The organism is Oleiagrimonas sp. C23AA (assembly GCF_011759385.1).
Classification (GTDB): Bacteria; Pseudomonadota; Gammaproteobacteria; order Xanthomonadales; family Rhodanobacteraceae; genus Oleiagrimonas.
The window spans coordinates 79,286-104,847 of the sequence record NZ_JAARLY010000001.1; the positions used below are offsets into that span (position 1 = coordinate 79,286).

Below are 25,562 nucleotides of genomic sequence, written 5' to 3' on the forward strand. Positions count from 1 at the left end.
GGCAACATGAACGCATCGAATACTCCCGTAGCGCTTCTGCAAGGCGCGATCAAGCGCTACGGCAAACTGACGGCTGTCGATGGGCTGGACCTGTCCTTGCGTCCTGGCGAGCTGCTGGCGCTGCTTGGGCCCAATGGCGCCGGCAAAAGCACCAGCGTGGCGCTGCTGTTGGGACTGGTCCAGGTCGACAGCGGTCGCGTCGAGTTGTTCGGTCAGTCTCCCCAGCAGATCGATGCGCGGCGGCGCATCGGCGTGATGCTGCAGGAGGCGCGCCTGCCGCCCAGTCTGCGCGTGGGTGAGCTGCTGCGCCTGACCTCAAGCTACTACCCGAATCCGCGCAGTGAGGCCGAATGCGCCGAACTTGCCGGCATCGGCGACCTGCTCAAGCGCCCCTACGGCAAGCTGTCCGGCGGCCAGCAGCGGCGCGTGCAGTTCGCGCTGGCGCTGTGTGGCCGGCCCGAACTGTTGTTCCTGGACGAGCCCACCGTGGGCATGGATATCGAGGCCCGGCAAAAACTGTGGGCGGCGATGCGCCTGCTGGTGGCCGAGGGCTGTGCGGTGGTGTTGACCACCCACTATCTGGAAGAGGCCGAAGCGTTGGCCCAGCGCGTGGTGGTGATCGACAAGGGACGCGTGCTTACCGAGGGCAGCGTCGACCAGTTGCGCGCCAAAGTTGCGGTGACGCGCATTCGCTGCTGCAGCGACCTGGACGAACACGCGGTCGAACAGTGGAGCCATGTGGATGAGGTGCGTCGCGACGGCGCGCAGCTGCACATCGCCAGCCGTGAGCCTGAATCGGTGGTGCGCCGGCTTTTGCAGGCTGACCTGGCCCTGACCGAACTGGAGGTGCGACGCGCCGGCCTGGCCGAGGCGTTCACCCATCTGACCCGCCGCGATGAAGCCGTCGAGCAGGAGGCCGCCTGATGAACACCACCGCCCCTTCCATGCCTGCCGCCCGCGTGTGGCGTGCCTACCTGACCGAAGCCGGCACCGAGTGTGTGCGCTACATGCGCGCACCCAGTTTCATGCTGCCGATCACCCTGTTCCCGACATTGTTCTATTTATTGTTTGGCGTGGTGATGAACCATGCTGGCGGTGAGCAGGTGCAGCGCTACCTGCTCGTCAGCTACGCCGTATTTGGCGTGATGAGTCCGGGCTTGTTCGGCTTTGGCGTATCGCTGGCGATGGAGCGCGAAAGTGGCCTGCTGACGCTCAAGCGCGCGTTACCGATGCCCCCCGGCGCCTATTTGATTGGCAAGATGCTGATGGCGATGGCCGCCGCCGCACTGGTGGTGATCCTGTTGCTGGTACTGGCTGAACTGCTGGGCGGCACCGGCTACAGCATCAGCGCGATGCTGGCACTGGTGGCGACCGGTGCGCTGGGCGTGCTGCCGTTCTGCGCGCTCGGGCTTTGGGTAGGCACCCTGGTCAAAGGGCAGGGTGCGGCACCCATCCTCAACATGATCTATCTGCCCATGGCGTTTCTTTCCGGGCTTTGGGTGCCGCTCAAGCAGTTGCCTCACGCCCTGCAGCAACTGGCCCCGGTGCTGCCGGCCTATCACCTGGATCAGGTGGCCCTGTCAGTCACCGGTTTTGAGTCGGTGCCGACGACCGGCCATGTGCTGGCACTGGCTGGATATACGGCATTGTTTCTGGTTCTGGCGGCGCGTCGTCTGCGCCGCCTGGGCTGACATGGCATGATGCACGCGACATCTTCACCGATACGGTTGGCCGCCATGTCCCCAGCGCTCGTCCAGTGGCTGAAACCGGACCCTAGCTCCATGATCGAGCGCAGCCGCGCCCGTGGCAGGACGCCCTGGATGGACGGCGTACACCTGCTGTGGTCGGTGTGGATCTTTATCGTGCCGCTGTTCAATCACGGCTTCGATATGAGGTGGCTGGGATTCACGCTGGCGACCTACCCGATCTTCCTGCTGTTTTACTACAAGTGCCTGAGCTCGGCGCGAGGTGCCCAGGAGGTCTTCGCGCTGGCGCTGGTGGCGCTGTGCATGGCGACGCTGCCCTGGTATCCGTCCGGCCTGACCTACTTCATCTACGGCTGCGTGATGCTCGGTGGCTGCTACCGCAACATGCGCGTGTATCTGCTATGGGTGGTGACGCTGAACGTTTTCGTCATCACCGAATGCGTGTATCTGGGTTTCAGCTGGCCTTCCTATGTTTCCATTCCGCTGACCACGCTGATTATCGGTGTCACCGTCAATGCCGAGCGTTCCAGCGACGAGAAGGATGCCGAGCTCAAGTTGTCGCATGACGAGGTGCGTCGGCTGGCAGCTACCGCCGAACGCGAGCGTATCGGCCGTGATCTGCACGACCTGCTTGGCCATACGCTGTCGCTGATTACCCTGAAGCTGGAGCTGGCGCGCAAACTGCGCGAGCGTGGCCAGGAACAGGCCGCTGCGCGCGAGGCCGACGAGGCCGAGCGCGTGGCCCGGCATGCGCTGGCCGAAGTACGCGCGGCGGTCACCGGCATCCGCAGCACGGACATGGCGGCGGAGCTGGCCTCGGCGCGCCTGTTGCTGGAGTCGTCGGGGGTACGGCTCGATTACGAAACGCTACCGGCCGATGTGCCGCAGCAGGTCGAGCGCACGTTGGCGCTGGTGCTGCGCGAGTCAGCCACGAATATTGCCCGCCACGCACGCGCCACGCAGGCCTGGGTCAAGGTGCAGGTCGATGGTCCGCAACTGACACTGTGCATCGCCGATAATGGACGCGGTGGCCTTGGTGATGAAGGTAATGGCCTGTGCGGATTGCGCGAGCGCGTGGCCGGTATCCACGGCGAGCTCGGCATCGTTTCAGCAAGAGGCAAGGGCACGCGCCTGACTATCCGGGTCGACCTGCGCCGGTTCGCCGCGCGTGAGCTGCCGGCTTCCGATCAGGAGCAGGCCGCGTGATCCGTGTCTTGCTGGCTGAAGATCAATCCATGGTGCGTGGCGCGCTGTCAGCGCTGCTCAACCTGGAGAGCGATATCGACGTGCTCGGCTCGGCCGCCGAGGGCGAGAGTGCCTGGCGCGAGTTGCAGCGCCTCAAGCCCGATGTGCTGGTCACCGACATTGAAATGCCGGGCCTGACCGGCCTGGAGCTGGCCCAGCGCGTGCAGCGTTACGAGCTGCCGAGCAAGGTGGTGATTGTCACCACCTTCGCGCGTCCCGGTTTTCTGCGCCGCGCGCTGGATGCGGGCGTATCCGGTTATCTGTTGAAGGATGCGCCGGCCGAGAATCTGGCCGAGGCCATCCGTACCGTGCATCGCGGCGGCCGCTCCATCGACCCGCAGCTGGCGCTGGAGGCCTGGTCCGAGGCCGATCCGCTGAATGATCGCGAGCGCCAGGTACTGCGCATGGCCGGCGAAGGGCAGTCGGCGGCCGACATCGCGGCGCATCTAAGCTTGTCGCACGGCACCGTGCGCAATTATCTGTCCGAGGCGATCGGCAAGCTGGGTGTGGCCAACCGGATCGAGGCCTACCGTCTGGCGCGCCAGAAGGGCTGGCTGTAGGTCCAGGGTTCGGGCGTAGGCGGCCGGGGATAGTAAGATGGCCGGATGACTCCGGCACAGCTGTCGGGGCGACATTCCCCATTCCCGACTCGCCATTGTCCTTATCTCAAGTGAAAAAAGCCGATTTCCATTTCGACCTGCCGCCAGAGCTGATCGCCCAGGCGCCGTTGCCCGAGCGCTCGGCCAGCCGTCTGCTGGTACTCGATCCCAAGGCGCAAACGCGTGATGACCGCCTGTTCCGCGACTTGCCCGATCTTCTTGAGCCGGGCGACTTGCTGGTATTCAACGACACCCGCGTGCTGCCGGCGCGTCTTTTCGGCCGCAAGGAAACCGGTGGCGCGGTGGAGATTTTGATCGAGCGCGTGACGGGCAGCCACGAAGCGCGCGCGCAATTGGGGGTCAGCAAGAAGCCCAAGGAAGGCGGCCGGATCATTCTGGATGACGGCACTAAGATCACCGTGCTCGGTCGCGATGGCGCGTTCTTCAAGCTGCGTTTTGAGACCGAGGAGCCGCTGGAAAAGGTGCTGCTGCGCGTGGGCCACATGCCGCTGCCGCCGTATATCGAGCGCGAGGACAGCGAGGCCGATGCCGAGCGCTACCAGACCGTGTTCGCCCGCGAGCCGGGGGCGGTGGCCGCACCCACGGCGGGTCTGCATTTCGACGAGGTGCTGCTCCAGCGCATCAGCGACATGGGCGTGGATACCGGCTACGTGACGCTGCATGTCGGCGCCGGCACTTTTCAGCCTATGCGTGCCGAGCGCGTGGAAGAGCACACCATGCATCGCGAGTGGCTGAACGTGGGCGCCGAGCTGGTGGAAAAAATTGCCCGCACCCGCGCCAACGGTGGCCGCGTTATCGCCGTGGGCACCACGGTGGTGCGCGCGCTGGAAAGTGCGTGTGTGGAGGGCAAGCTGCATCCGTTTGCCGGGGAAACGCAGATCTTCATCTTCCCCGGCTATCGCTTCAGTGCCATCGATGCGTTGATCACCAACTTCCACCTGCCCGAGTCGACGCTGCTGATGCTGGTCTCGGCGCTGGCCGGGCAGGACTACATGCTGGCCTCGTATCGCCACGCAGTTGCGCAGCGCTATCGCTTCTTTTCCTACGGCGATGCCATGCTGATTCTGCCCGGCGGTCCCGGCACCAGCGACGCCGCCTGAGGCGTAAAGCGTTTAGTCCGACGACGCGCGCCTGGCCGCCTGCTGCGCAAGCGCCCAGGCCACGTGCTCACGCACCACCGGCGAGGCATGGTCGGCGCGCGCCTTGAGCGCATCGACGCTGGCCTGTGACCACGGCGCGTTGCCCAGCGCCACCGCCACGTTGCGCAGCCAGCCTTCGTAGCCGGTGCGGCGGATCGCCATGCCTTCGGTACGCGCCAGGAACGTGGCTTCATCCCAGGCGAACAGGTCGATCAGGCGCGGGCCATCCAGGCCGTGACGCGGTGCGAAATCCGGCTCGGTGGCCAGCTTGGAGAATTTGTTCCACGGGCAGATCAGCTGGCAGTCGTCGCAGCCGAAGATGCGATTGCCCATCGGTGCGCGCAACGGTTCGGGAATCGATCCCTTCAGCTCGATCGTCAGGTAGGAAATGCAGCGCCGCGCATCCAGCTTGCCGGGGCCGAGAATGGCGCCGGTGGGGCAGATGTCGATGCAGCGCGTGCAGCTGCCGCAGTGTGCCGTGGCCGGCTCGTCCATCGGCAGCGGCAGGTCGGTGAACAGCTCGCCCAGCAAGAACCACGAGCCGGCGCGGTTGGACAACAGCAGCGTGTGCTTGCCGATCCAGCCCAGGCCCGCATTGCGTGCCAGCGCCTTTTCCAGCACCGGCGCCGAATCGACAAAGGCGCGGTAGCCGAATTCGCCCACCGCTTCGCCAATGCGTTTGGCCAGTTTCTGCAGGCGTGCGCGCATCAGTTTGTGGTAGTCGCGGCCCAGCGTGTAGCGGGCCACGTAGCCGGCATCGCCGTCGCCGATCACGTCCCAGGCATGGCGCACGCCCGGGGGCATGTGGTCCATGCGCACACAAATCACGCGGATGGTCCCCGGCTCCAGCTCATCGGGCCGGCTGCGCTTGGTGCCGTGGCGGGCCATGTAGTCCATCTCGCCGTGATGGCCCTCTTCCAGCCAGCGTTGCAGGTGCGCTTCGTCTTCGCCCAGACGCACGCCGGTGATGCCGGTTTCGGCAAAGCCCAGCTCGCCGGCCCAGCGTTTGATGTCGCGGGCCAGATCGGCGTAATCCAGAGTGTCGGCGCAGGCGCTCATGAGCGCATTGTAAATGCTGCACCCCTTGGGCCCGAAGGCTCCGCGTATAATCGGCGCCGTTATGCCAAGCCACGACCGACGCCTCTACACCGCCGCGCAGGTGCGCGATTTCGACCGTCACGCCATCGACGTGATCGGCATCGACGGCTACACGCTGATGCAGCGCGCCGCGCAGGGCGCCTGGCAGCTGCTGGCCGCGCGCTGGCCGCAGGCGCAACGCATCGTGGTGGCGTGTGGGCCGGGCAACAACGGCGGCGATGGTTTCGAGCTGGCCGCGATCGCCGTGCGTGCCGGGCGCAAGGTCACCGTGCTGGCTGTCAGCGAAAGCTCCAGCGGTGACGCCGGCAAGGCGCGCCAGGCCTGTATCGATGCCGGTGTGCCGGTGAAGGTGCTGGGCAAGGACGCCGACGTCGCATTGCCCACCGCCGACGTGCTGGTCGATGCGCTGTTTGGCACTGGGCTTTCGCGCGCGCCGGAAGGCTTGCCAAAGCGGCTGATCGAAGCCATCAACGCGCATTCGGCGCCGGTGCTGGCGCTGGATATTCCTTCCGGCCTGGCCGCCGACAGCGGCGCCATGCTCGGTGCGACGGTCAAGGCGGCGGTGACGCCGACGTTTGTCGCCCACAAGCGCGGCCTGTTCACCGCCAAGGGCGCCGATTGCGCCGGCGAGCGGCACCTGTTTTCGCTGGACATCCCCGAATCGGCCCGTGCGCAACACGCGCCCGATGCCATGCTGATGGCGCTGCCGACGCTGCCCAGGCGCGATTTTGACAGCCACAAGGGCGCGCACGGCCATGTGCTGTGCATCGGCGGTGACCACGGCACCAGCGGCGCCATCCGCATGACCGGCGAAGCCGCGCTTCGTACCGGCGCCGGGCTGGTCAGCATCGCCACGCGTAGCGATAACCTGTTGCCGATCGGTGCCGCCCGGCCGGAGCTGATGGCGCATGCGGTGGACGATGTGGGCGCGCTCAAGGCCTTGCTGGACAAGGCCAGCGTGCTGGCGCTGGGGCCCGGGCTCGGGCAGGGCGATTGGGGCCGCAGCCTGTGGCATCGCGCCATCGACAGTGGCTTGCCGCTGGTGCTGGATGCCGATGGCCTGAACCTTTTGGCCAGTGCACCGCGCGCGCTGCACGAAGACACCATCCTGACCCCGCATCCGGGCGAGGCGGCGCGTCTGCTCGATACCGACACGGCCAGCATCCAGGCTGATCGCTTCAACGCGGTGCGTCAGTTGGCCTCACGCTATCACGCGGTCGCCGTGCTGAAGGGCGCCGGCTCGCTGGTGGCCGATCCGCAAGGGCGCGTGGCGGTATGCCCGTGGGGCAATCCGGGCATGGCCTCGGGCGGCATGGGCGATCTGCTCACCGGTGTCATTGCCGCCCTGCGTGCGCAGCACCTGTCGGCCTGGGAGGCCGCCGTGACCGGCGTGGCCGCGCACGCGCGCGCTGGTGATGTGGCCGCCCGCAACGGCGAGCGCGGCCTGATCGCCACCGAGCTGCTGGCGCCATTGCGTGCCGAAGTGAACCGACATGACTGACGCGCTGTACCTGACCCTGACCGATGCGGCTGTTACCGATGCGCTGGGGGCGCGCATGGCCGACGCGCTGGATGCCGGCATGGTGATCTACCTGCATGGCGAACTGGGTGCCGGCAAGACCGCTTTCACCCGCGCCTTGCTCACGGCACTGGGCGCGGGCGAGCGCATCAAGAGTCCTACCTACAGCCTGGTCGAGTCCTACGACCTGCCCGACGGGCGGCGCGCCTGGCATCTGGATCTGTATCGCATTGCCGATCCCGGTGAGCTGGAATGGCTGGGCCTGGAATCGCTGGCCGAAGCTTCCGCGCTGGTGCTGGTGGAGTGGCCCGAGCGGGGCGCCGGTGCCTTGCCACCGGCCGATGTCGTGGTGCAGCTGGATTACCAAGGCGCCGGCCGAAACATCGAGCTGCGGGCGCAGTCGGCGCGCGCCCGGGCGTGGCTTTCGCGCGTGCCAGGCGAAGCGGCAATAAGCTGAATATAAAGGCGTTTCTTCTTTTATGGCTTGCGCGCTTCGATGTGTGACAGGCCGCATCGGGTTGCCTGCCTGAAGCCCAATGAAGTCGATGTGACTTCTTACAAATCAGGTGCATCACTCGGATTGCAAAGGGAAATTGTCTTGCAAAGCGTAGCTCTTTGCGGTATCACTGCGGCCCATGCGAGGGACGATCTGGCAGCTGGGCTTGCTGATGTTCGCGGTGTGCATCGCGAGCGTGGTCGCGTGCCCGGTGCATGCGGCCGATGTGCAGGGCGCGCGGGTGTGGTCCGGCAAGGACTACACGCGGCTGGTGTTCGAGCTGTCCGGGCCGGTCAAATACAAGCTGTTCCAGCTGGACAACCCGCATCGGGTGGTGCTGGATCTTGCCGACAGCCAGATTCGGCACGGCTTTGACGGGCCCGGCGGATCAGGCCTGCTGAAGGATGTACGTACCGGGCGCCGCCCGCATGGGACCCGTCTGGTGCTGGATTTGAATGGCGCCACACATCCCAAAAGCTTCGTGCTCAAACCCTCCGATGGCAGCGGCTATCGGCTGGTGGTGGACCTTTATCCCAAGGGCAAGAAGATGCCGGCGGTGGCCAAGGCGGCGCCGGTCACTGCCGCAAGCTCGCCAGCGCACGAGCGCAAGGTGATTGTGGCCATCGACGCCGGGCATGGCGGCAAGGATCCGGGGTCGCACGGGCCCTCGGGCCTGAAAGAGAAAACCGTCACTCTGGCTGTGGCCAAGGACCTGGCGCGACTGGTCGACAAGCAGCCAGGCATGAAGGCGGTGCTGACGCGTGATGGTGATTACTTCATCCCACTCAAGCGCCGTTTTGAGATCGCACGCCAGAACAATGCCGACCTGTTCATTTCCATCCATGCTGATGCCTTCCGCAGTGCCGATGCCAAGGGCTCGTCGGTGTGGGTGCTGTCACCACGCGGCAAGACCAGCGAGGCGGCGCGCTGGCTGGCCGACCGCGAGAACCGCGCCGACCTGATCGGTGGTGTGTCGCTGGATGACAAGGACGACACGTTGGCGGCGGTGCTGCTGGATCTGCAGCAGGGCTACGCCATGCAGGCCAGCAAGGTGGTTGCCGGGGATGTGTTCCATTCGCTGGCGCGTATCGGGCCAACGCATCGCGATCATATTGAGCACGCCAACTTCGTGGTGCTGCGCTCGCCGGATGTGCCTTCGATCCTGGTCGAAACGGCATTCATCACCAATCCGGTCGAAGAGCGCAAGCTGCGCAGCCCCAGGCATCGCGAGGTGCTGGCCAAGGCCATTTTGGGTGGCGTGAGGAAGTATTTCCGCACCCAGCCGCCGCCGGGCACCTGGTTTGCCGCGCAATGGGCCAAGCGCCACGGCATGAAAGTGGCGTCGACCGCGTCGCATCCGGTCGAGCACGGCAAGCCCGGTGGTATGGCGCCCGACGCTCAGGTGCAGGATCTGCACAGGGTACGCCGGGGCGAGACGCTGTCGGGCATCGCGCGCCAGTACGGGGTCAGCATGACGGCGCTCAAAACGCTCAACAAGATGCAGTCCGACACCGTGCAGGCCGGCGCCGTGCTGGCCATTCCCACTTCCTGATCGGCGCCGCCACGGTCGCGATCACCGGCCTGCGCGCAGTATCCTTGGGGCTTGCTTGATGCAGGTGTCCCATGTCGTCGATTCGTCCGCTTCCCCCTGAACTGATCAACCAGATCGCCGCCGGCGAGGTGATCGAGCGTCCGGCCTCGGTGGTCAAGGAGCTGGTCGAGAACAGCCTGGATGCCGGCGCCACGCGGGTGGATGTGGATATCGAGGCCGGCGGCGCAAGGCTGATCCGCGTACGCGACAATGGCGATGGCATCCATCCGGACGAACTGCCGCTGGCGGTGGCCTCACACGCCACCAGCAAGATCGGCAGCTTCGACGACCTGGAATGCGTGGCGACGATGGGCTTTCGTGGCGAGGCCCTGGCCTCTGTGTCGTCGGTGGCGCGTTTTGCGCTGACTTCGCGCCAGGATGAGGCGCCGGCGGCATTTCGCATCGAGGTCGATGGCGGCGCCCTGCGTGAAGCGCGCCCGGCGCAGCATCCGACGGGCACCAGCGTCGAGGTGCGCGACCTGTTCTACAACGTACCGGCGCGGCGCAAGTTCATGCGCGCCGAGCGCACCGAGTTCAACCACATCGACGAATTGCTGAAGACGCTGGCGCTGGCCCGTGAGGGCATCGAGTTTCGCCTCAGCCACAACGGCAAGCCGGTGCGCGTGATGCGCGCCGCGCACGACCTGGGTGCAGCCTTGGAGCGCGTGGCGCAGGTCATGGGCGACGACTTTGCCGGCAACAGCCTACGCGTCGATCACCGTGGCGCCGGCATGCGCCTGTATGGCTGGGTCGGCTTGCCCACCGCCTCGCGCGGCCAGGCCGATCATCAGTATTTCTACGTCAATGGACGCATGGTGCGCGATCGCACCGTGGCGCATGCGGTGCGCCAGGCATACGCCGACGTGCTGTTCCATGGCCGCCATCCGGCCTTCGTCTTGTTTCTGGAGCTGGACCCGCTGGGCGTAGACGTGAACGTGCACCCGGCCAAGCACGAGGTGCGCTTTCGGGAGCAGCGCCTGGTCCACGATTTTCTGTTCCGTACCCTGCACGAAGCGCTGGCGCAGACCCGCGCCGGCAACATCGCTTCACAGCCGGTGGCGGCGCTGGCCGGCACGCGGGACGAAGCGCCTGTGTCATCCAGTGAGGCGGGCGGTGCGGTGGCCTATCGCCAGGAATGGCGCGGACAGACGCCGCTGTCGCTGGGCGTGCGTGACGCACCGCTGGCCGATTACGCCACGCTGGCCGGGCAGGGCGGCGCTTCGCGCGCAAACGCGTCGTCGCCGGCGCAGTTGGGTGATATGCCCGGCATGCCCGGGCGTGGTTCGGCGCAGCCCTCCGGAGCTGAAGGCGAGGCGGAGGACGATGCCGACATCCCGCCGCTGGGTTACGCGCTGGCGCAGCTCAAGGGTATTTTCGTGCTGGCCGAAAACGCGCACGGCATGATTCTGGTCGATATGCATGCCGCGCACGAGCGCATCACCTACGAGCGCCTGAAAAACGGACGCGCCACGCAGAATCTGCGCTCGCAGCTGCTGCTGGTACCGCTGGCGCTGTCGGTAAGCGAGCGCGAGGCCAGCGCGGCCGAAGAGCATGCCGACGCGCTGGCGGCATGGGGGCTGGAGCTGTCGCGTACCGGTCCGCAGGCGGTGATCGTGCGGCGCATTCCGGCACTGCTGGAGGGCGCCGATGTCAGCGAGTTGACCCGCGATGTCCTGGGTGAGCTGGCCCAGCACGGTCATTCGCGGCGGCTGGAGGAAGTGGAGAACGAGCTGCTGTCGACCATGGCCTGCCACGGTTCGGTGCGTGCCGGTCGGCGCCTGACCATCGCCGAAATGAATGCGCTGCTGCGCGAGATGGAAGTTACCGAGCGCTCCGGCCAGTGCAACCACGGCCGCCCGACCTGGGTGCAGCTGGGCATGCACGAGCTCGATCGCCTGTTCAATCGCGGCCGCTGAGTCGTTGCCTGCCCGAGAAGGCACAGCCGTCTATACTGCCGATATCACTTTTTAAAAGGGGCACCCGTTCATGCGCATGTTCCGTCATCGCCTGTTGATTGCCGCCACCCTGTTTGGAGTTGTGACCTGCGTGAGTGCTGCCGATACGTCTTCGTACACCCATTCCATTGAAGCCTGGCGCCATGCCCGTGTGCAGCGGCTGACCGCGCCGCACGGCTGGTTGAGCCTGGTCGCGCTGGATTGGCTCAGCCCCGGAGCCAATACGGTCGGCAGCGCCAAGGACAATGCCATTGTCATCGACAAGGCGCCGGCGCATCTGGGCACCATCGACTGGCGCAAGGACGGCAGCGTCCAGCTGACCCTGGCCGGCGATGCCAAGGGCGTCACCATCGACGGCAAGCACGAGCATGAAGCGACGTTGCGCGATGACAGCCACGCCAAGCCGACCACTGTGGCGTTCGGTACCGTTGGTTTCTACCTGATCGATCGCGACGGCCGCAAAGGCTTGCGCGTGAAGGACACCCAGGCGCCGACGAGAAAGCACTTCCTGGGTATCGACTATTTCCCCATCGATCCGTCCTGGCGTGTGGTCGCCAAGTGGGTGCCGTTCGATCCGCCGCGCACGCTGGAAATGGGCTCGGTGATCGGAACGGTCGACAAGGTGCCGGTGCCGGGCAAGGCGGTGTTCACGCGTGACGGGCACACCTACACGCTGTATCCGATCATCGAGGCGCCGGGCGACGAGCAATACTTCCTGGTGTTCGCCGATGCCACCAGTGGCAAGGAAACCTACGGCGCGGCGCGTTTCATTTACGTCGACAAGCCGCAGAACGGCCATGTGGTGATCGACTTCAACAAGGCCTACAACCCACCGTGCGCCTTCACCTCGTTTGCCACCTGCCCGCTGGCACCGCCTGAAAATCGTCTGGACCTGCGCGTCACCGCGGGCGAGAAGAAATATCGCGGCCACGAGGAATAAGGTGAGCGATGCCGGCAAGACGCAGCGTGTCTGGCTGTTGTCGGACACGCACGGCGTACTGGATGCGCGTATTGCCGAACTGATCGGCGCCGATGACATCGCCGTGCACGGGGGCGATATCGGTGCCGAAGATGTGCTCGAGACGCTGACAGCAAGGGCAGCACGCTTGGTGGCGGTCAGCGGCAACAACGATGACGCCAAACGCTGGAAGGGCGCCGTATCTGCGCGTGAGGCGCTGCCCATCGAGGCGCGTCTGGATTTGCCCGGCGGCGAACTGGTGGTGGTGCACGGTGATGCCTGGCCGGCCAAGGCGCGCCACGCCAGGCTGCGCGCCCAGTTTCCCGGGGCGCGCGCCATTTTCTACGGACACAGTCATCGTGCACTGATCGATGACGACACCACACCCTGGGTGCTCAATGCCGGCGCCGCCGGTCGCCAGCGCACCTACGGCGGCCCCAGCTGCATCAGGCTCGATGCCAGCGACGACGGCTGGCAGCTCGAGCTGATGCGTTTTCCGCTCTAGCGTCAGCGTGAGTGCAATGCCTTGGCGATGGCTTTCAGCGTCAGCGGATCCATCACCGAAAAGCCCTTGGCCGTGGGATGCACGCCATCGGCCGCGTAGCCGGGCTTCATGGCGCCCGATGGCGTGCTCATGGCGCGGTGATAATCGACATACACGTAGTGATGGCGGGCCGCATACGCGGCGATCCAGCGGTTGAGCCTGGCGATCACCGGCGCCGGCTTCACCTTCGGCTGCCAGCCAAAATGCGTGGTCGGCGGCACCGAGGCCAGGATCACCGCGATGCCGTGGGCGTGCGCCAGTTCCGCCATGCTGGCGATATGGCCTTCCACCGTTTGCAGCGTGGAGGCGCCGGTATTGCCGGCAATGTCATTGGTGCCGGCCATGATGTGCACGGCTGCCGGATGCAGGTCGATCACATCCTGACGAAAGCGCACCAGCATCTGCGGCGTGGTCTGGCCGCTGATGCCACGGTCGATGCGTCCATCGGTGAAAAAGCCCGGATCGCGTTGCTTCCAGACCTCGGTGATCGAGTCGCCCATGAACACCACACGCGGATGCGCTGGCGAAGGCGACCCCAGCTTGGCGTTCTGCGCGCGGTAGTAGCACAGCTGGCCGTAGTCGTGTGCGTACAGCCAGGTGTGCCAAGGGCCCCAGCCGCCGGCCTGCTTCATGCTGGGCTCGGACTGGCACGGATGGTCGACCACGCCGACCGCGCCCTGGCCGGCGTGGGGGGTGGCCGGTGGTGCGATGGCCTGCGGCGTGGCCGCCAGCGCGGCGGAAAGAATCAGTGATGCAAGCATGGCGTGCTCCGACAGCCTCAGCGGCCCTTGAACTCAGGGTTGCGCCGTTCCAGGAACGCCGTGGTGCCTTCGCGCATGTCCTCGGTGGCAAAGCACAGCGCAAAGCCCTGGGTTTCATAGGACAAACCCTGGTCGATACCGGTTTCGCCTCCTTGCAGCACCGCGTCCAGTATGCCGGCCGCCGCGCAGGGCGCCGAGGCGGCCAGCTGATCGGCCACGGCCTGCACCGCCTCGTCCAGACCCTCGGGTGCCACCACCTGGGTGACGATGCCCAGTTCCTGCGCGCGCTCGGCATTGATCTGCTTGCCCAGCAGGCACAGCTCCAGTGCCGCGCCGCGTCCGGCCAGGCGCAGCAGACGCTGGGTGCCGCCGAAGCCCGGAATCAGGCCGAGGTTGATCTCCGGCTGGCCAAAGCGCGCCTTCTCCGAGGCGATGCGCAGATGACAGGCCATGGCCAGCTCCATGCCACCGCCCAGCGCGTAACCGGGAATGCGCGCGATCACCGGCTTGCCCAGGCGTTCGATGCGACTCATCAGCTGCTGGCCGGTGGCCGAAAAGGCCTGGCCCTGAAGCGGCGTGTAGCCGTTCATTTCGGCGATGTCGGCACCGGCCACGAAGGCCTTGTCGCCGGCACCGGTGAGCACCACGCAGCGCACGGCGTCATCCTGCGCAGCCTGGCCGAAGGCCAGGGTCAGTTCGTTGAGCGTTTCGCGATTGAGGGCGTTGAGCTTGTCGGGACGATTGGCGGTGATGGTGCGCACCGCGCCACGGTCGGACACGAGCAGGTTGCGATAGGCCATGAGCCCCTCCGGTGGATGAAAAGCCCTACGATGATAACCGCCCACACCGTGGCGCCGGGAACCTTTGCTGCGGGCTGTTTTCCAACCCCACGAGGTGTGCTCGACGCTTGCGATCGGCACCATGGCTTAGGATGTGCCGGGGAGCGACACGCAGGACCGGCACGGAGACACGCATGAGACCACGCTTTTCGCTGATGCTGCTGGCCGCGGTGGTGGCCGCGCCGGCATTCGCCGGCCAGGCCCATTCCCATGCGCCCGGCGATGCCGGTTCCCAGCCGGTAGCACTCAATACCCACACGCTTTCCTACGCCATCGGCTACCGCATCGGTAGTCGATTTTCCGGTGGCCATCCGGATGTGGATATCAGCCGGCTGATCCAGGGGCTGCGCGATGCCTATGCCAACAAGTCGCCATCGGTGTCGATGGATGCCATGCGCGACCAGCTCGAGGCGTTGGAGCAGCAGATGCGCGGCGAGGCGCGTCAGGCATTTCTCAAGCAGGCCAGTACCAATGCCGCCAAGAGCCAGGCCTTTCTCAAGGCCAACGCCAAGCGCGACGGCATCACCACCTTGCCATCGGGCGTGCAGTACAAGGTGCTTAAAAAGGGTTCTGGTGCGCACCCGGGCGTGCACAGCACCGTGGTGGTCAATTATCGCGGCTCGCTGATCAACGGCATGGAGTTCGACAGCTCCTATGCGCACGGGCATTCGGTGTCCTATCCGGTCGACAAGATGCTGCCGGGCTGGCGCGATGTGCTGCCGCGCATGCGTGTGGGCGGCAAGTGGAAGGTATTCATTCCACCGGCGCAGGCCTATGGCCAGCACGGCGAGTTGCCGCGTATCGGCCCCAACGAGGTACTGATCTTCGAGATCGAGCTGATCGGGGTGAAATAGGTCGCGCCAGGGGCGTGCCGTCGTGCGCGCTTTTGGGCTAGCATCGTTGACATGGCTTTTGCTTCCTCTCCCATGGCGCCGCCGCCGCTGACCCCGTGCATCGGCATTTGCGAACTTGATCATCGTGGCCTGTGCAAGGGTTGTCTGCGCAGCGGCGATGAAATTGCCCGCTGGGGCCTGATGAACAACGACGAACGCGCCTATTTGATGGATCACGTGCTGCCCGAGCGCGAGGACGCCTGATGCGCGCCGGCATCGATGCCGTGCTGCCGGCCCTCAGGCCGCTTTCCGAACCACCCCGGCCGCCAGGCTGGAATCATGCCCAGTTGCGCGACCTGCTGGACGGCCCGCCCGAGCGCGAGGCGGCGGTGCTGGTGCCGCTGATCGACGAGCGCGAACCTCGCCTGGTGCTCACCGAGCGCACCGCCCATCTGCGTCAGCACGCCGGGCAGGTAGCTTTTCCCGGCGGCGGCGTGGAAGCGCATGACGCCGACATCATTGCCACGGCGCTGCGCGAAACCGAAGAGGAAATCGGCCTGCCGGGCCATGCCGTGACGCCGATCGGCTTTCTCGATTGCTTTGAGACCATCAGTGGCTTCGTGGTGACTCCGGTGGTGGCGCGTGTCGCCGCCGAGCGGCCGCCATGGCGGCCGGACCCGTCCGAGGTCGACACGGTGTTCGAAGTGCCGCTGGACTTTTTCCTGGACCCGGCCAATCTTCGTCGCTACACCATGAATTACCGCGGCCGTGAGCGCGCGATGGTCGAGTTTCACTTCGACGGCCATCGCATCTGGGGCGCCACCGCCGCCATGATCACCAATCTGCTCAAACGCATGGGGTGCCTGTGAACATCAAGCAGCCACTGATCGAAGCGCCGGAGCTGGCCGCGATGGCGCCGGAGGCGGTGTTGATCGTCGATTGCCGGTTTGATCTGGCCGATCCGGCCCAAGGCCGGCGCGAGTACGCCAAGGCGCATTTGCCCGGCGCCGTGTATGCGCATCTGGACGAAGATCTTTCCGATCACATGCAGCCGGCCACACAAGGGCGCCATCCGTTGCCGCAGGCGGCCGATTTTGCCGCCAAACTGGCGCGTTGGGGCTGGCGGCCGGGGTTGGCGCTGGTCGCCTACGATGATGCGGGCGGTGCACTGGCGGCGGCGCGCTGCTGGTGGATGGCGCGCGCGCTGGGGCTGGATGCGGCGGTGCTCGATGGCGGCCTGGGCGCATGGATCAGTGCCGGCTTGCCGCTGACTGACCGGATGCCCGAGCGCGCCGCCTGCGAGCCCGTGCCGGGCATGCGCTTTGATGCCTCGGCGACGCTCAGCGCTGATGGGCTGCTCGATGCACCGCGTATTCTCGATGCCCGTGCCGCGCCGCGCTTTGCCGGCCAGGTCGAGCCGCTGGACCCGGTCGCCGGCCACGTGCCAGGTGCGCGCAATCGCCCGTTCGCCGAGAACCTGGACGAACACGGTCGGTTTCGCCCGGCCGAAACCCTGCGTGCCGCCTTTGGCGCGTTGCTGCCGGAAGGGCGCGCCGATGGCGTCGTGCACATGTGTGGTTCCGGGGTGACCGCCTGCCACAATCTGTTGGCGATGGAGGTGGCCGGGCTGCATGGCTCGCGCCTGTTTGCGCCATCCTGGAGTGGCTGGGTGGCCGACGCTTCGCGACCGGTGGAACGCAACGACTGAAAGCGGGAGCGTTGGCGCATGGAAATGGCTTATCGCTCGCAGTGGCACACCGAGATTGAGCAGATGCGCTCGGTGCTGGCCGACATGGGCATGCGCGAAACGTGCAAATGGGGCAAACCCACCTATGTGCACGCGGGCAAGAACATCGTCATATTGCAGGGCTTCAAGGCGTACTTCGCCCTGGGGTTTTTTCAGGGCGCACTGCTGAAAGACCCCGAGCAGCGACTGGAGCAACTGGGTCAGTCGCACGCCGGGCGGGTGATGAAGTTCACCCGGGCCGAGGATATCGCGGCCGAGGCGGACACCATTCGTGCCTATGTGCGCGAAGCCATGGCCTTGCGCGAGGCCGGGCGCCGCATGACGCCGAAGACGACGGCCGATTACCCCGTGCCCGATGAGCTGAAGGCCAAGTTCGACAGTGACCCTCGTTTCGCACGTGCGTTCCAGGCGCTGACGCCGGGACGTCGGCGCGGCTACCTGCATCACTTTGCCTCGGCCAAGCAGTCGGCCACGCGCGCCAGGCGCATCGAGAAGGCGATGCCGGCCATTTACGCGGGCCGGGGCTTTCAGGAGCGGCGCTGATCGTCCGCGCCATGCAGGCATGGCAACGCGTTATGCCGGGAGGCGCCTGAAGTGATTTATTTGTTCTTGAGGCGTGCCACCAAGGCCTTGAGCGTGGCCTGGGTTTCCGGGTGATAGAAGGCTTCCATGAAACTGTCGACCGGCAGGGCGTCCAGGTCGGCATAGGCTTCCATCAGATCGGCACGAGCCAGGCGCCGGGTGGCCAGCATGGCGTGGCTGGGCAACTTGAGCAGCTCGTCCAGCCAGTGACGGGCGCGGGTGGTGACCTGTTCCTGGGTGGTGAGTTCATCGACCAGCCCCAGTGCCAGCGCCTGGGCCGCTTCAGGCATGGCGCCGGCCACCATCAGGCGTTCGGCACGATAGGCACCGACCACGCGGCGCAGCGCCATCTGGATGGCCTCGGGCACGGGCAGGCCTACCTGTACTTCATTGAGGCCAATGCGGAATGGGCCCTCGGCCATGATGCGGTAGTCGCAGAACAGCGACAGTACCGCGCCTCCGGCCGGGGCATGGCCGCTGATGGCGGCGACCACCGGAATCGGTGACTGCGCCAGCGCGCAGCAGGTGTCGAAAAAATCGCGCCAGAAGCCGCGCACGCCGTCACGGTCCAGTGCCAGCAGCGCCGGTACGTCCACGCCGGCCGAGAACATGCCCGGCGCGCCAGACAGAATAATGCCCTTGGCCCCGTCCCTGGGCGCCTTGCGTATGCTGACGGCCAGCGTGCGCAGCAGCGCGGTGTCCAGCGCATTGACCGGAGGCCGGGCCAGCCTCAGCTCCAGCACGTTGCCGTGGAAATGGGTCTCGAGCATGGAGGAGTCTCCGCCAGGGCGGCCGTCAGCGGGCCGGGTGGGTCACTATCGCTCAATCGTCGCCCGGCGACCAGCTGTAGCGCAGCGCGTAGTCCAGTGTGGCCTTGCCCTTGGCCGGCACGTCCACCTTGAAGCTGAGCGTGTTGTCGTTTTGCTGCGCCGGCGACTGGCTGGACGAGGTCAGCGTCCAGTGATTCCAGCGGCTGGGGTGCTCGATGACCATGACGGTGCGCTTGACGTCCCCGGCGTTGCTCAGGGTGACGCGGAAGGCTTCATCGAGCGTGCGCGCGGCACGGCTCAAATGGAAGCTGGTGCGCTGGCGCTGGCCCTTGAGGTCGAATGACTGGCCCAGCGTCAGGGCGATCATGCGACCCTTGGGCGTGTCGTCGACCGGCCCCTGACCCAGAAACTCGGCATGACCGTCCTTGTCACGCGTCCATACCCGCATCACACCGGCCGGGAAGGTATCGAAGGCGCGCAGGCGCAGCTCGCTGCTGATCGAACCGTTGTCGCTGCCGTTGGTGAAGTTCTCGCTCAGCATCGGTTGCGAGGGCTGCCACTGGCGGCCGGTTTCGTACACCCAGCTGCGGTCGCAGTCGAAGGTGTGCGTGTCGTACAACGGGGTCAGGGTGACGCTGCCATTGGGCAGGTCGATGCGCCCGTCCAGGGTGAAGCTGCGGTAGTCATCCAGCGTGGACTGCTGCGGTGTGCTGGCCGATTTGGCCATCATCATCATCGGTCGCGGCGCGTTGGATTCGGTGGCAAACGAAGGCTTGCCAGCGACCAGTTTCAGCGCCACGTCCTTCCACGAGCGGCCGCTGCGGTTGGCAATGGAGGCCTGCGCCTTCAGCTGCACACGGCAGCTGTGGCCCGGCTGCAGCATGGCCGCGTAGGACGCGCGCCAGGCCAGGCCGGCGGTGGGATAGGTGAGGTTGGCGTCGACGTCGTCCGAGTCGTGGCTCTTGACCCGCAGTTGCAGGCGCGAACCACCGCCCACCTGTCCGCCGGTAAGCTTGATGGCGCCGTAGTTGCGCACCACGGTGGGGCCAAACACATCGCCGCCGATGGTCAGGCTGCCGTCGGCACCGACCGCGACCAGCGTGCCCTGCACCAGGTTCTGGCCGTTGTTGCCCAGCACCGTGACCTGCTTGCCGATATGGCCGGTCAAGGTGCCGTTGTGGCCTTGCGACAGCAGCAGGCGCTGCGACAGCACCTGGGTCTTGCGGTCGCTGGGAAAGCTCAGCGCCACCGCTTCGGGGTCCAGATAATCGGGCAGGTTGCCCACCACCACGTCTTGCGTGCCGGAGTTCAGATGCAGCGTGCGCATTTCATGCACCACGGCATAACCGGCATCGACGCTGGCGGCATTGCCCTGGAACAGCTGGTCGTTGCCGGTGTGATAAAGCGTCAGCGAGGGGCCGTCGGCGGCAAGCGCGGGGGCGGCGGTGAGGCTGGCGAGCGCGAGGGCGAGGAGGGTTCGACGCATGGGGCGGCAGGCCTGTTTGGGTAACCGCTCCATCATAGCCGCCGCGCATGTAAATGAGGTGAATGTGAACGCGCGAAATGTGAGTCCGCGCGTTCGATTTGTGCGCTGCTACTCACCACCCAGGGCGTGGCGAATCGCTTCGGGCAGGTTTACCGGCTTGCCGGTGCTCGGGTTCATCCAGACCATCACCACATGGCCGTCGCTGTACAGCGTGTCGCTATCGTCGGCACCCACGATGCGATGGCCGATGGTGGCCGAGCTGGAGCCCAAGCGGTCACAGTAAAGCTCAACGGCGATACGCGCCGGCCATTCGATCGGGCGGCGGTAGTTGATCTGGCTGGCGGCCAGCACCGGCATAGCGGTTTCACTGAACCACTCGCCCGGCACGTGCTTGAGCCACTTAAGGCGTGCTTCTTCCAGATAGGTGAGGTAGTTGGAGTTATTGACGTGATTGAACGCATCCAGGTCGCGCCAGCGCACTTCGATGGGGGCGCTGAATAGCGGGGCGTCGGTAGGCTTGGTTTCGCTCATGGTCAGGCTTTTTTCTTCTTCCGTGAGGAGGTGGCTGCCGCCGGCAGGTAGGGTTTCAGGAAGCGGCCGGTGTACGAGTCGGGGTTGGCGGCGATGGCCTCGGGTGTGCCGGCGCCGATGATGGTGCCACCGCCTGCGCCGCCCTCTGGACCTAAGTCGACGATCCAGTCGGCGGTCTTGATCACATCCAGGTTGTGCTCGATCACCACCACCGTGCTGCCGTTGTCGGTGAGCTGGTGCAGCACGTCGAGCAGTTGCTCGATGTCGTAGAAATGCAGGCCGGTGGTCGGCTCGTCCAGGATGTACAGCGTGCGGCCAGTGTCGCGTTTGGACAGCTCGCGCGACAGCTTCACGCGCTGCGCCTCGCCGCCGGACAGCGTGGTCGCGCTCTGGCCCAGCTTGATGTAGTCCAGGCCCACCGCTCGCAAGGTGGCCAGCTTGCGGGCGATGGTCGGCACGTTTTCGAACAGCTTGTGTGCATCCTCCACCGTCATCCCCAGCACATCGGCGATGGTGTGGCCCTTGTAGAGGATCTCCAGTGTTTCCCGGTTGTAGCGCTTGCCCTGGCATACGTCGCACGGCACGTACACGTCAGGCAGGAAGTGCATTTCCACCTTCAGCAGGCCGTCGCCTTCGCAGGCCTCGCAGCGGCCGCCGCGCACGTTGAAGCTGAAGCGGCCCGGCGTATAACCGCGGGCACGGGCTTCGGGCACCTGCGCGAACAGTTCGCGCAGCGGCGTGAACAGGCCGGTGTAGGTGGCCGGGTTGGAGCGTGGCGTGCGGCCGATCGGCGACTGGTCGATATCGACCACCTTGTCGAACAGCTCCAGGTTCTGCACCGCATCGTGCGGCGCCGGCTGACCGCTGGCGCCGTTGAGTTCGGCGGCGGCAATGCGATACAGGGTGTCGTTGATCAGCGTCGACTTGCCGGAGCCGGAAACACCAGTGACGCAGGTAAACAACCCCGCCGGAATGGAAAGGTCCACGCCTTTCAGATTGTTGCCGCGCGCGCCGCGAATATGCAGCCAGGAATCGGCATCTTCCTGTACGCGGCGCTCGGTCGGCACCTCGATGGCGCGTTGCCCGGAGAGATACTGGCCGGTCAGCGAGCGCTCCGAACCGAGCACGTCGTCCAGCGAACCCTGGGCGACGATCTCACCACCGTGCACGCCGGCGCCGGGGCCGATGTCCAGAATGTGGTCGGCGGCGCGGATGGCGTCCTCGTCGTGCTCAACCACGATCACCGTATTGCCCAGGTCGCGCAGGCGCGTCAGCGTGCCCAGCAGGCGTTCGTTGTCGCGCTGGTGCAGGCCAATGGACGGCTCATCCAGCACATACATCACGCCGACCAGGCCGGCGCCGATCTGGCTGGCCAGACGGATACGCTGGGCCTCGCCGCCCGAAAGCGAATCGGCCTTGCGTTCCAGGTTGAGGTAATCCAGGCCGACGTCGACCAGAAAATCCAGGCGCTCGCGGATTTCCTTGACGATCTTGGTGGCGATCTCGCCGCGCCAGCCGGGCAGGGTCAGACCGGTGAAGAAGTTCTGCGCCTCATCGATGGCCCAGGCGGTGATCTGCGGCAGGTTGTGATCGGCCACGAACACATTGCGCGCGGCGCGGTTCAGGCGCTGGCCCTCGCAGGCCGGGCACGGCAGCTCGGCAATGTACTTGCCCAGTTCCTCGCGCACCGCCGAGGACTCGGTCTCGCGATACCGACGTTCCAGGTTCGGCAGGATGCCCTCGAAGCGGTGCTCGCGGGTGACCTTGCCGCCGCGCTCGGTGATGTAGCGAAAGGCGATCACTTCATCGCCGGAGCCGCGCAGCACCACCTTGCGGACCGCTTCGGGCAGGTCGCGCCACGGTGTGTCGACGTCGAAGCCGTAGTGCTTGGCCAGCGACAGGATCAACTGGAAGTAATGCGCATTGCGCCGGTCCCAGCCGCGCACCGCGCCGCCGGCCAGCGACAGCTCGGGATGACGCACCACGCGCTCGGGGTCGAATACCTGGGTCACGCCCAGGCCATCGCACGACGGGCAGGCGCCGATCGGCGAATTGAACGAGAACAGGCGCGGTTCCAGTTCCGGCAGCGAGTAGTCGCAGATCGGACAGGCGTAGCGCGAGGAAAACAGCTGTTCGGGTGTCGAGGCGTCATCCAGGTCGGCGACGATGACCAGGCCATCGCCCAGCCTGAGCGCGGTTTCGAACGACTCGGCCAGGCGCTGCTTGATGTCCTCGCGCACGCGGAAACGGTCGATCACCGCCTCGATGGTGTGCTTCTGGCGCAGCGCCAGCGCCGGGATGGCATCAAGGTCGTACACTTCGCCATCGACACGCGTGCGCACGAAGCCCTGCGCGCGCAGCTGCTCGAACACCTGGGCATGCTCGCCCTTGCGCTCGCGGATCACCGGCGCCAGCAGCATCCAGCGCTTGGAGGTATCCAGCGCCAGCGTGGCATCGACCATCTGACTGACCGTCTGCGCCTCCAGCGGGATGCCGTGGTCCGGGCAGCGCGGCGTGCCGACACGGGCATATAAAAGGCGCAGGTAATCGTAGATTTCGGTGATGGTGCCGACGGTCGAGCGCGGATTGTGCGAGGTCGACTTCTGCTCGATGGAGATGGCCGGCGACAGACCCTCGATGGAATCGATGTCCGGCTTTTCCATGATCGACAGGAACTGGCGCGCGTAGGCCGACAGCGACTCGACATAACGGCGCTGGCCCTCGGCGTAGATGGTGTCGAAGGCCAGTGAGCTCTTGCCCGAGCCGGACAGACCGGTGATCACGATCAGCTGGTCGCGCGGCAGGTCCAGGTCCAGGTTCTTCAGATTGTGGGTGCGGGCGCCGCGGATGCGGATCGGACTCATCACAGGCCTCGGGTCGTAAAATCGAGAAAGGCCGCAGCGCACGGGCGTGCCGTGGGCTCATGGAAAAAGCCTGCGGCACGGGCGGCGGCAAACCCCTTATGTGGGGTGATCGAGCACTATAGCAAGGCGCGTTTCAGGGCCTGAGACGGCCTGTTCACACTGTGTGCGGGCAGTTGTCTTTGCTGCAGTGCGTCGCTATAATCGCGTGTTCGCAACACCTGTAACACCCTCAAGAAGAACGACAGAAGGGATAATTCCTATGTACGCAGTCATCAAGACCGGCGGCAAGCAGTACCGCGTGATGCAGGGTGAATACCTGCGCGTGGAGAAGCTCGACGCCGACGTGGATAGCATCATCGAATTCGACCAGGTCCTGATGGTCGGTGAAGGCGAAGGCGTCACCCTGGGTGCGCCGCTGGTGGACGGTGCCGTGGTCAGCGCGAAGGTGCGCAAGCACGGCCGCGGCGACAAGGTTCGTATCGTCAAGTTCCGCCGCCGCAAGCACCACATGAAGCAGCAGGGCCACCGTCAGCACTACACCGAAATCGAAATCACCGGTATCACCGGCGGTTCCAAGTAAGAGGAGTCAGACACCATGGCACATAAAAAGGGCGTAGGTTCCAGCCGTAACGGCCGCGACTCCAATCCGAAGTACCTGGGCGTCAAGATTTATGGCGGTCAGGCCGTCGAGGCCGGCAACATCATCGTGCGTCAGCGCGGCACCAAGTTCCATGCCGGCGATGGTGTGGGCCTGGGTCGTGACCACACGCTGTTCGCACTGGTCGACGGCAAGGTCAGCTTCCGCACCCGTGGCGCGAAGAACCGCAAGTTCGTCGAGGTGGTGCAGGCCTGATTGGCCGCATCGCTCGCCAGAGCTTTAAGAAAAGCCCCGCTTCGGCGGGGTTTTTCGTTTGTGTGGCAGGGCGCGTTGTGTGAATGCGCCGCCATGCGGCCCGCTGGTCGGCCCAAGGCGGCCATAAGTGGCCGTCTTTTTTGTCCTATCATCTTTGCATGGCGGATGTTGTCGCTGAAGGCGGCGGTGGTCCGTCGTCTTTCACGTTACCCACTCCTGGCTGGTCTATGAAATTCGTCGATGAAGCGGTCATCCGTGTAAATGCCGGCAACGGCGGCGATGGCTGCATGAGCTTCCGTCGCGAAAAATACATCCCCTTTGGCGGTCCCAACGGCGGCGATGGCGGCAACGGTGGTTCGGTGTGGCTGGAGGCCGATGAGGGCCTCAACACGCTGATCGATTTCCGTCACCAGCGCGTCTACAAGGCGCCGCGCGGCCAGAACGGCATGGGTAGCGACATGTACGGCAAGGGCGGCGAGGATATTGTGGTGCGCGTGCCGATCGGTACCGTGGTCACCAATGTCGAAACCGACGAGATCATCGGCGACCTCACCAAGCATGGCGAGCGCCTGTTGGTGGCGCAGGGCGGCAAAGGTGGCCTGGGCAACATTCACTTCAAGAGCTCTACCAACCGCGCGCCGCGCCAGTTCACGCATGGCACGCCGGGCGAGGAGCGTCAGCTGAAGCTGGAGCTCAAGCTGCTGGCCGATGTCGGTTTGCTGGGCTTTCCCAATGCCGGCAAGTCGACCTTCATTCGCGCGGTGTCGGCGGCGACGCCGCGCGTGGCCGATTACCCGTTCACCACGTTGCATCCGAATCTGGGTGTGGTGCGCATCGAGGCCGATCGCAGCTTCGTGATTGCCGATATTCCGGGGCTGATCGAGGGTGCGGCCGACGGCGCCGGCCTGGGCATCCAGTTCCTGCGCCATGTTTCGCGCACCAGTCTGCTGCTGCACGTGGTCGACATGCTGCCGATCGATGGTTCCGATCCGGTCGAGCAGGTGCGTGCCATCGAGCACGAGCTGGGCAAGTTCGACGAAAAGCTGCTGGAGCGTCCGCGCTGGCTGCTGCTCAACAAGGCCGATCTGCTCGACGACGAGGCGCGCCAGGCGCGTGTGGACGAGATTCTGGAGCAGTTGGACTGGCAGGCGCCGTGGTTCGTGATGTCGGCCGCGTCACGTGAAGGCACGCGCGATATCTGCCACAAGGTGCAGCAGTTCTTCGACGCCGAGCGTGAAAAGCAGCGCTTGGCGCGCGAGGGTGTGCTGGACGACGTGCGTGCGCGTGGCGAGGCCGATGCGGCTCCGGGTGAGGGCGCTTAAGGCGTGATGCCGCGTGCGGCGATGCGGTTGAAGGCGGGTGCGCGTCGATCGATGCGCACCTCGCCGGCGCGCGTCGCTGCAGGGAGTGACCGCATCCCGATGG

The 25,562-nt window shown here is 65.7% G+C and carries 24 protein-coding genes and 1 pseudogene; 18 read left to right on the forward strand and 7 right to left on the reverse strand.

Translation table 11 applies throughout. The annotated features are described in order from the left end of the window. Nucleotides 1–6: 6 nt before the first annotated feature. From HBF24_RS00340 to queA, 5 genes are all read left to right on the forward strand, one after another. On the forward strand, nucleotides 7–924 hold the full coding sequence (locus tag HBF24_RS00340) for an ABC transporter ATP-binding protein (protein WP_167167272.1): 918 nt from the start codon (nucleotides 7–9) through the stop codon (nucleotides 922–924). After that, nucleotides 924–1,691, forward strand: a complete 768-nt coding sequence (locus HBF24_RS00345) for an ABC transporter permease (RefSeq protein ID WP_240922025.1) — start codon at nucleotides 924–926, stop codon at nucleotides 1,689–1,691. Before HBF24_RS00340 ends, HBF24_RS00345 begins: the two co-directional genes overlap by 1 nt. A gap of 45 nt (nucleotides 1,692–1,736) precedes the next feature. Further along, complete coding sequence (locus tag HBF24_RS00350; protein ID WP_167167274.1) at nucleotides 1,737–2,912, forward strand: sensor histidine kinase; 1,176 nt, start codon at nucleotides 1,737–1,739, stop codon at nucleotides 2,910–2,912. Next, nucleotides 2,909–3,511, forward strand: a complete 603-nt coding sequence (locus HBF24_RS00355; RefSeq protein WP_167167276.1) for a response regulator transcription factor — start codon at nucleotides 2,909–2,911, stop codon at nucleotides 3,509–3,511. The genes HBF24_RS00350 and HBF24_RS00355 overlap by 4 nt, the downstream gene beginning before the upstream one ends. Before the next feature lie 110 nt (nucleotides 3,512–3,621). Then, nucleotides 3,622–4,671 carry a tRNA preQ1(34) S-adenosylmethionine ribosyltransferase-isomerase QueA gene (gene queA / locus HBF24_RS00360; RefSeq protein WP_167167278.1) on the forward strand — a complete coding sequence of 350 codons (1,050 nt, stop codon included), beginning with the start codon at nucleotides 3,622–3,624 and terminating at the stop codon, nucleotides 4,669–4,671. 12 nt (nucleotides 4,672–4,683) lie between these two features. Here queA and queG read toward each other — a convergent pair whose 3' ends face one another. Further along, a complete protein-coding gene (queG, locus tag HBF24_RS00365) occupies nucleotides 4,684–5,769 on the reverse strand; it encodes a tRNA epoxyqueuosine(34) reductase QueG (RefSeq protein WP_167167280.1) in 1,086 nt (361 codons plus the stop codon). A 61-nt stretch (nucleotides 5,770–5,830) separates the two neighbouring features. On the opposite strand from queG, the gene HBF24_RS00370 reads away from it, so the two are divergent. The 6 genes from HBF24_RS00370 (at nucleotide 5,831) to HBF24_RS00395 (ending at nucleotide 12,832) form a co-directional block, all read left to right on the forward strand. Beyond that, entirely contained in the window at nucleotides 5,831–7,309 is a 1,479-nt protein-coding gene (locus HBF24_RS00370) for an NAD(P)H-hydrate dehydratase (RefSeq protein ID WP_167167282.1), read from the forward strand. Then, on the forward strand, nucleotides 7,302–7,784 hold the full coding sequence (gene tsaE, locus HBF24_RS00375; RefSeq protein ID WP_167167284.1) for a tRNA (adenosine(37)-N6)-threonylcarbamoyltransferase complex ATPase subunit type 1 TsaE: 483 nt from the start codon (nucleotides 7,302–7,304) through the stop codon (nucleotides 7,782–7,784). The genes HBF24_RS00370 and tsaE overlap by 8 nt, the downstream gene beginning before the upstream one ends. Nucleotides 7,785–7,962: 178 nt before the next feature. Continuing rightward, nucleotides 7,963–9,375: an N-acetylmuramoyl-L-alanine amidase gene (locus tag HBF24_RS00380; RefSeq protein ID WP_167167286.1), complete on the forward strand. Its 1,413-nt coding sequence runs from the start codon at nucleotides 7,963–7,965 to the stop codon at nucleotides 9,373–9,375. A gap of 71 nt (nucleotides 9,376–9,446) precedes the next feature. Then, nucleotides 9,447–11,330 (forward strand): DNA mismatch repair endonuclease MutL, encoded by a 1,884-nt coding sequence (gene mutL, locus HBF24_RS00385; protein ID WP_167167288.1) that lies wholly within the window; start codon nucleotides 9,447–9,449, stop codon nucleotides 11,328–11,330. Nucleotides 11,331–11,406: 76 nt separating this feature from the next. After that, the gene (locus HBF24_RS00390) at nucleotides 11,407–12,309 is read left to right on the forward strand and encodes a DUF1684 domain-containing protein (protein WP_167168654.1); all 903 of its coding nucleotides are present in this window, start codon (nucleotides 11,407–11,409) and stop codon (nucleotides 12,307–12,309) included. 1 nt (nucleotide 12,310) lies between these two features. Further along, nucleotides 12,311–12,832, forward strand: coding sequence for a metallophosphoesterase family protein (locus tag HBF24_RS00395; protein WP_167167290.1), 522 nt, complete (start codon nucleotides 12,311–12,313; stop codon nucleotides 12,830–12,832). A 2-nt stretch (nucleotides 12,833–12,834) separates the two neighbouring features. Here HBF24_RS00395 and HBF24_RS00400 read toward each other — a convergent pair whose 3' ends face one another. Together HBF24_RS00400 and HBF24_RS00405 are read right to left on the reverse strand one after the other, a co-directional pair. Then, a complete protein-coding gene (locus tag HBF24_RS00400) occupies nucleotides 12,835–13,632 on the reverse strand; it encodes a GDSL-type esterase/lipase family protein (protein ID WP_167167291.1) in 798 nt (265 codons plus the stop codon). A 17-nt stretch (nucleotides 13,633–13,649) separates the two neighbouring features. Further along, nucleotides 13,650–14,432 (reverse strand): enoyl-CoA hydratase-related protein, encoded by a 783-nt coding sequence (locus HBF24_RS00405; RefSeq protein ID WP_167167293.1) that lies wholly within the window; start codon nucleotides 14,430–14,432, stop codon nucleotides 13,650–13,652. Between the two features lie 173 nt (nucleotides 14,433–14,605). Here HBF24_RS00405 and HBF24_RS00410 point away from each other — a divergent pair, with 173 nt between their 5' ends. The 4 genes and pseudogenes from HBF24_RS00410 (at nucleotide 14,606) to HBF24_RS00430 (ending at nucleotide 17,594) form a co-directional block, all read left to right on the forward strand. After that, on the forward strand, nucleotides 14,606–15,325 hold the full coding sequence (locus tag HBF24_RS00410) for an FKBP-type peptidyl-prolyl cis-trans isomerase (protein WP_240922026.1): 720 nt from the start codon (nucleotides 14,606–14,608) through the stop codon (nucleotides 15,323–15,325). A gap of 51 nt (nucleotides 15,326–15,376) precedes the next feature. After that, nucleotides 15,377–16,173, forward strand: a pseudogene (locus tag HBF24_RS00420) (CoA pyrophosphatase). Beyond that, complete coding sequence (locus HBF24_RS00425; protein ID WP_167167297.1) at nucleotides 16,170–17,012, forward strand: sulfurtransferase; 843 nt, start codon at nucleotides 16,170–16,172, stop codon at nucleotides 17,010–17,012. The pseudogene HBF24_RS00420 and the gene HBF24_RS00425 overlap by 4 nt, the downstream one beginning before the upstream one ends. A gap of 18 nt (nucleotides 17,013–17,030) precedes the next feature. Then, the gene (locus tag HBF24_RS00430) at nucleotides 17,031–17,594 is read left to right on the forward strand and encodes a YdeI/OmpD-associated family protein (protein ID WP_167167299.1); all 564 of its coding nucleotides are present in this window, start codon (nucleotides 17,031–17,033) and stop codon (nucleotides 17,592–17,594) included. Between the two features lie 56 nt (nucleotides 17,595–17,650). Here HBF24_RS00430 and HBF24_RS00435 read toward each other — a convergent pair whose 3' ends face one another. The 4 genes from HBF24_RS00435 to uvrA form a co-directional block, all read right to left on the reverse strand. After that, complete coding sequence (locus tag HBF24_RS00435; RefSeq protein WP_167167301.1) at nucleotides 17,651–18,403, reverse strand: enoyl-CoA hydratase/isomerase family protein; 753 nt, start codon at nucleotides 18,401–18,403, stop codon at nucleotides 17,651–17,653. A gap of 52 nt (nucleotides 18,404–18,455) precedes the next feature. Continuing rightward, nucleotides 18,456–19,889 (reverse strand): DUF4139 domain-containing protein, encoded by a 1,434-nt coding sequence (locus HBF24_RS00440; RefSeq protein ID WP_167167304.1) that lies wholly within the window; start codon nucleotides 19,887–19,889, stop codon nucleotides 18,456–18,458. A gap of 108 nt (nucleotides 19,890–19,997) precedes the next feature. After that, nucleotides 19,998–20,420 carry a thioesterase family protein gene (locus HBF24_RS00445; protein WP_167167307.1) on the reverse strand — a complete coding sequence of 141 codons (423 nt, stop codon included), beginning with the start codon at nucleotides 20,418–20,420 and terminating at the stop codon, nucleotides 19,998–20,000. Between the two features lie 2 nt (nucleotides 20,421–20,422). Beyond that, a complete protein-coding gene (gene uvrA, locus HBF24_RS00450) occupies nucleotides 20,423–23,284 on the reverse strand; it encodes an excinuclease ABC subunit UvrA (protein WP_167167310.1) in 2,862 nt (953 codons plus the stop codon). Nucleotides 23,285–23,543: 259 nt separating this feature from the next. On the opposite strand from uvrA, the gene rplU reads away from it, so the two are divergent. The 3 genes from rplU (at nucleotide 23,544) to cgtA (ending at nucleotide 25,459) form a co-directional block, all read left to right on the forward strand. Next, on the forward strand, nucleotides 23,544–23,864 hold the full coding sequence (gene rplU, locus HBF24_RS00455; RefSeq protein WP_167167313.1) for a 50S ribosomal protein L21: 321 nt from the start codon (nucleotides 23,544–23,546) through the stop codon (nucleotides 23,862–23,864). Nucleotides 23,865–23,879: 15 nt separating this feature from the next. After that, entirely contained in the window at nucleotides 23,880–24,137 is a 258-nt protein-coding gene (rpmA, locus tag HBF24_RS00460; RefSeq protein ID WP_167167316.1) for a 50S ribosomal protein L27, read from the forward strand. A 227-nt stretch (nucleotides 24,138–24,364) separates the two neighbouring features. Further along, nucleotides 24,365–25,459, forward strand: coding sequence for an Obg family GTPase CgtA (gene cgtA, locus HBF24_RS00465; protein ID WP_167167320.1), 1,095 nt, complete (start codon nucleotides 24,365–24,367; stop codon nucleotides 25,457–25,459). Nucleotides 25,460–25,562: the final 103 nt, after the last annotated feature.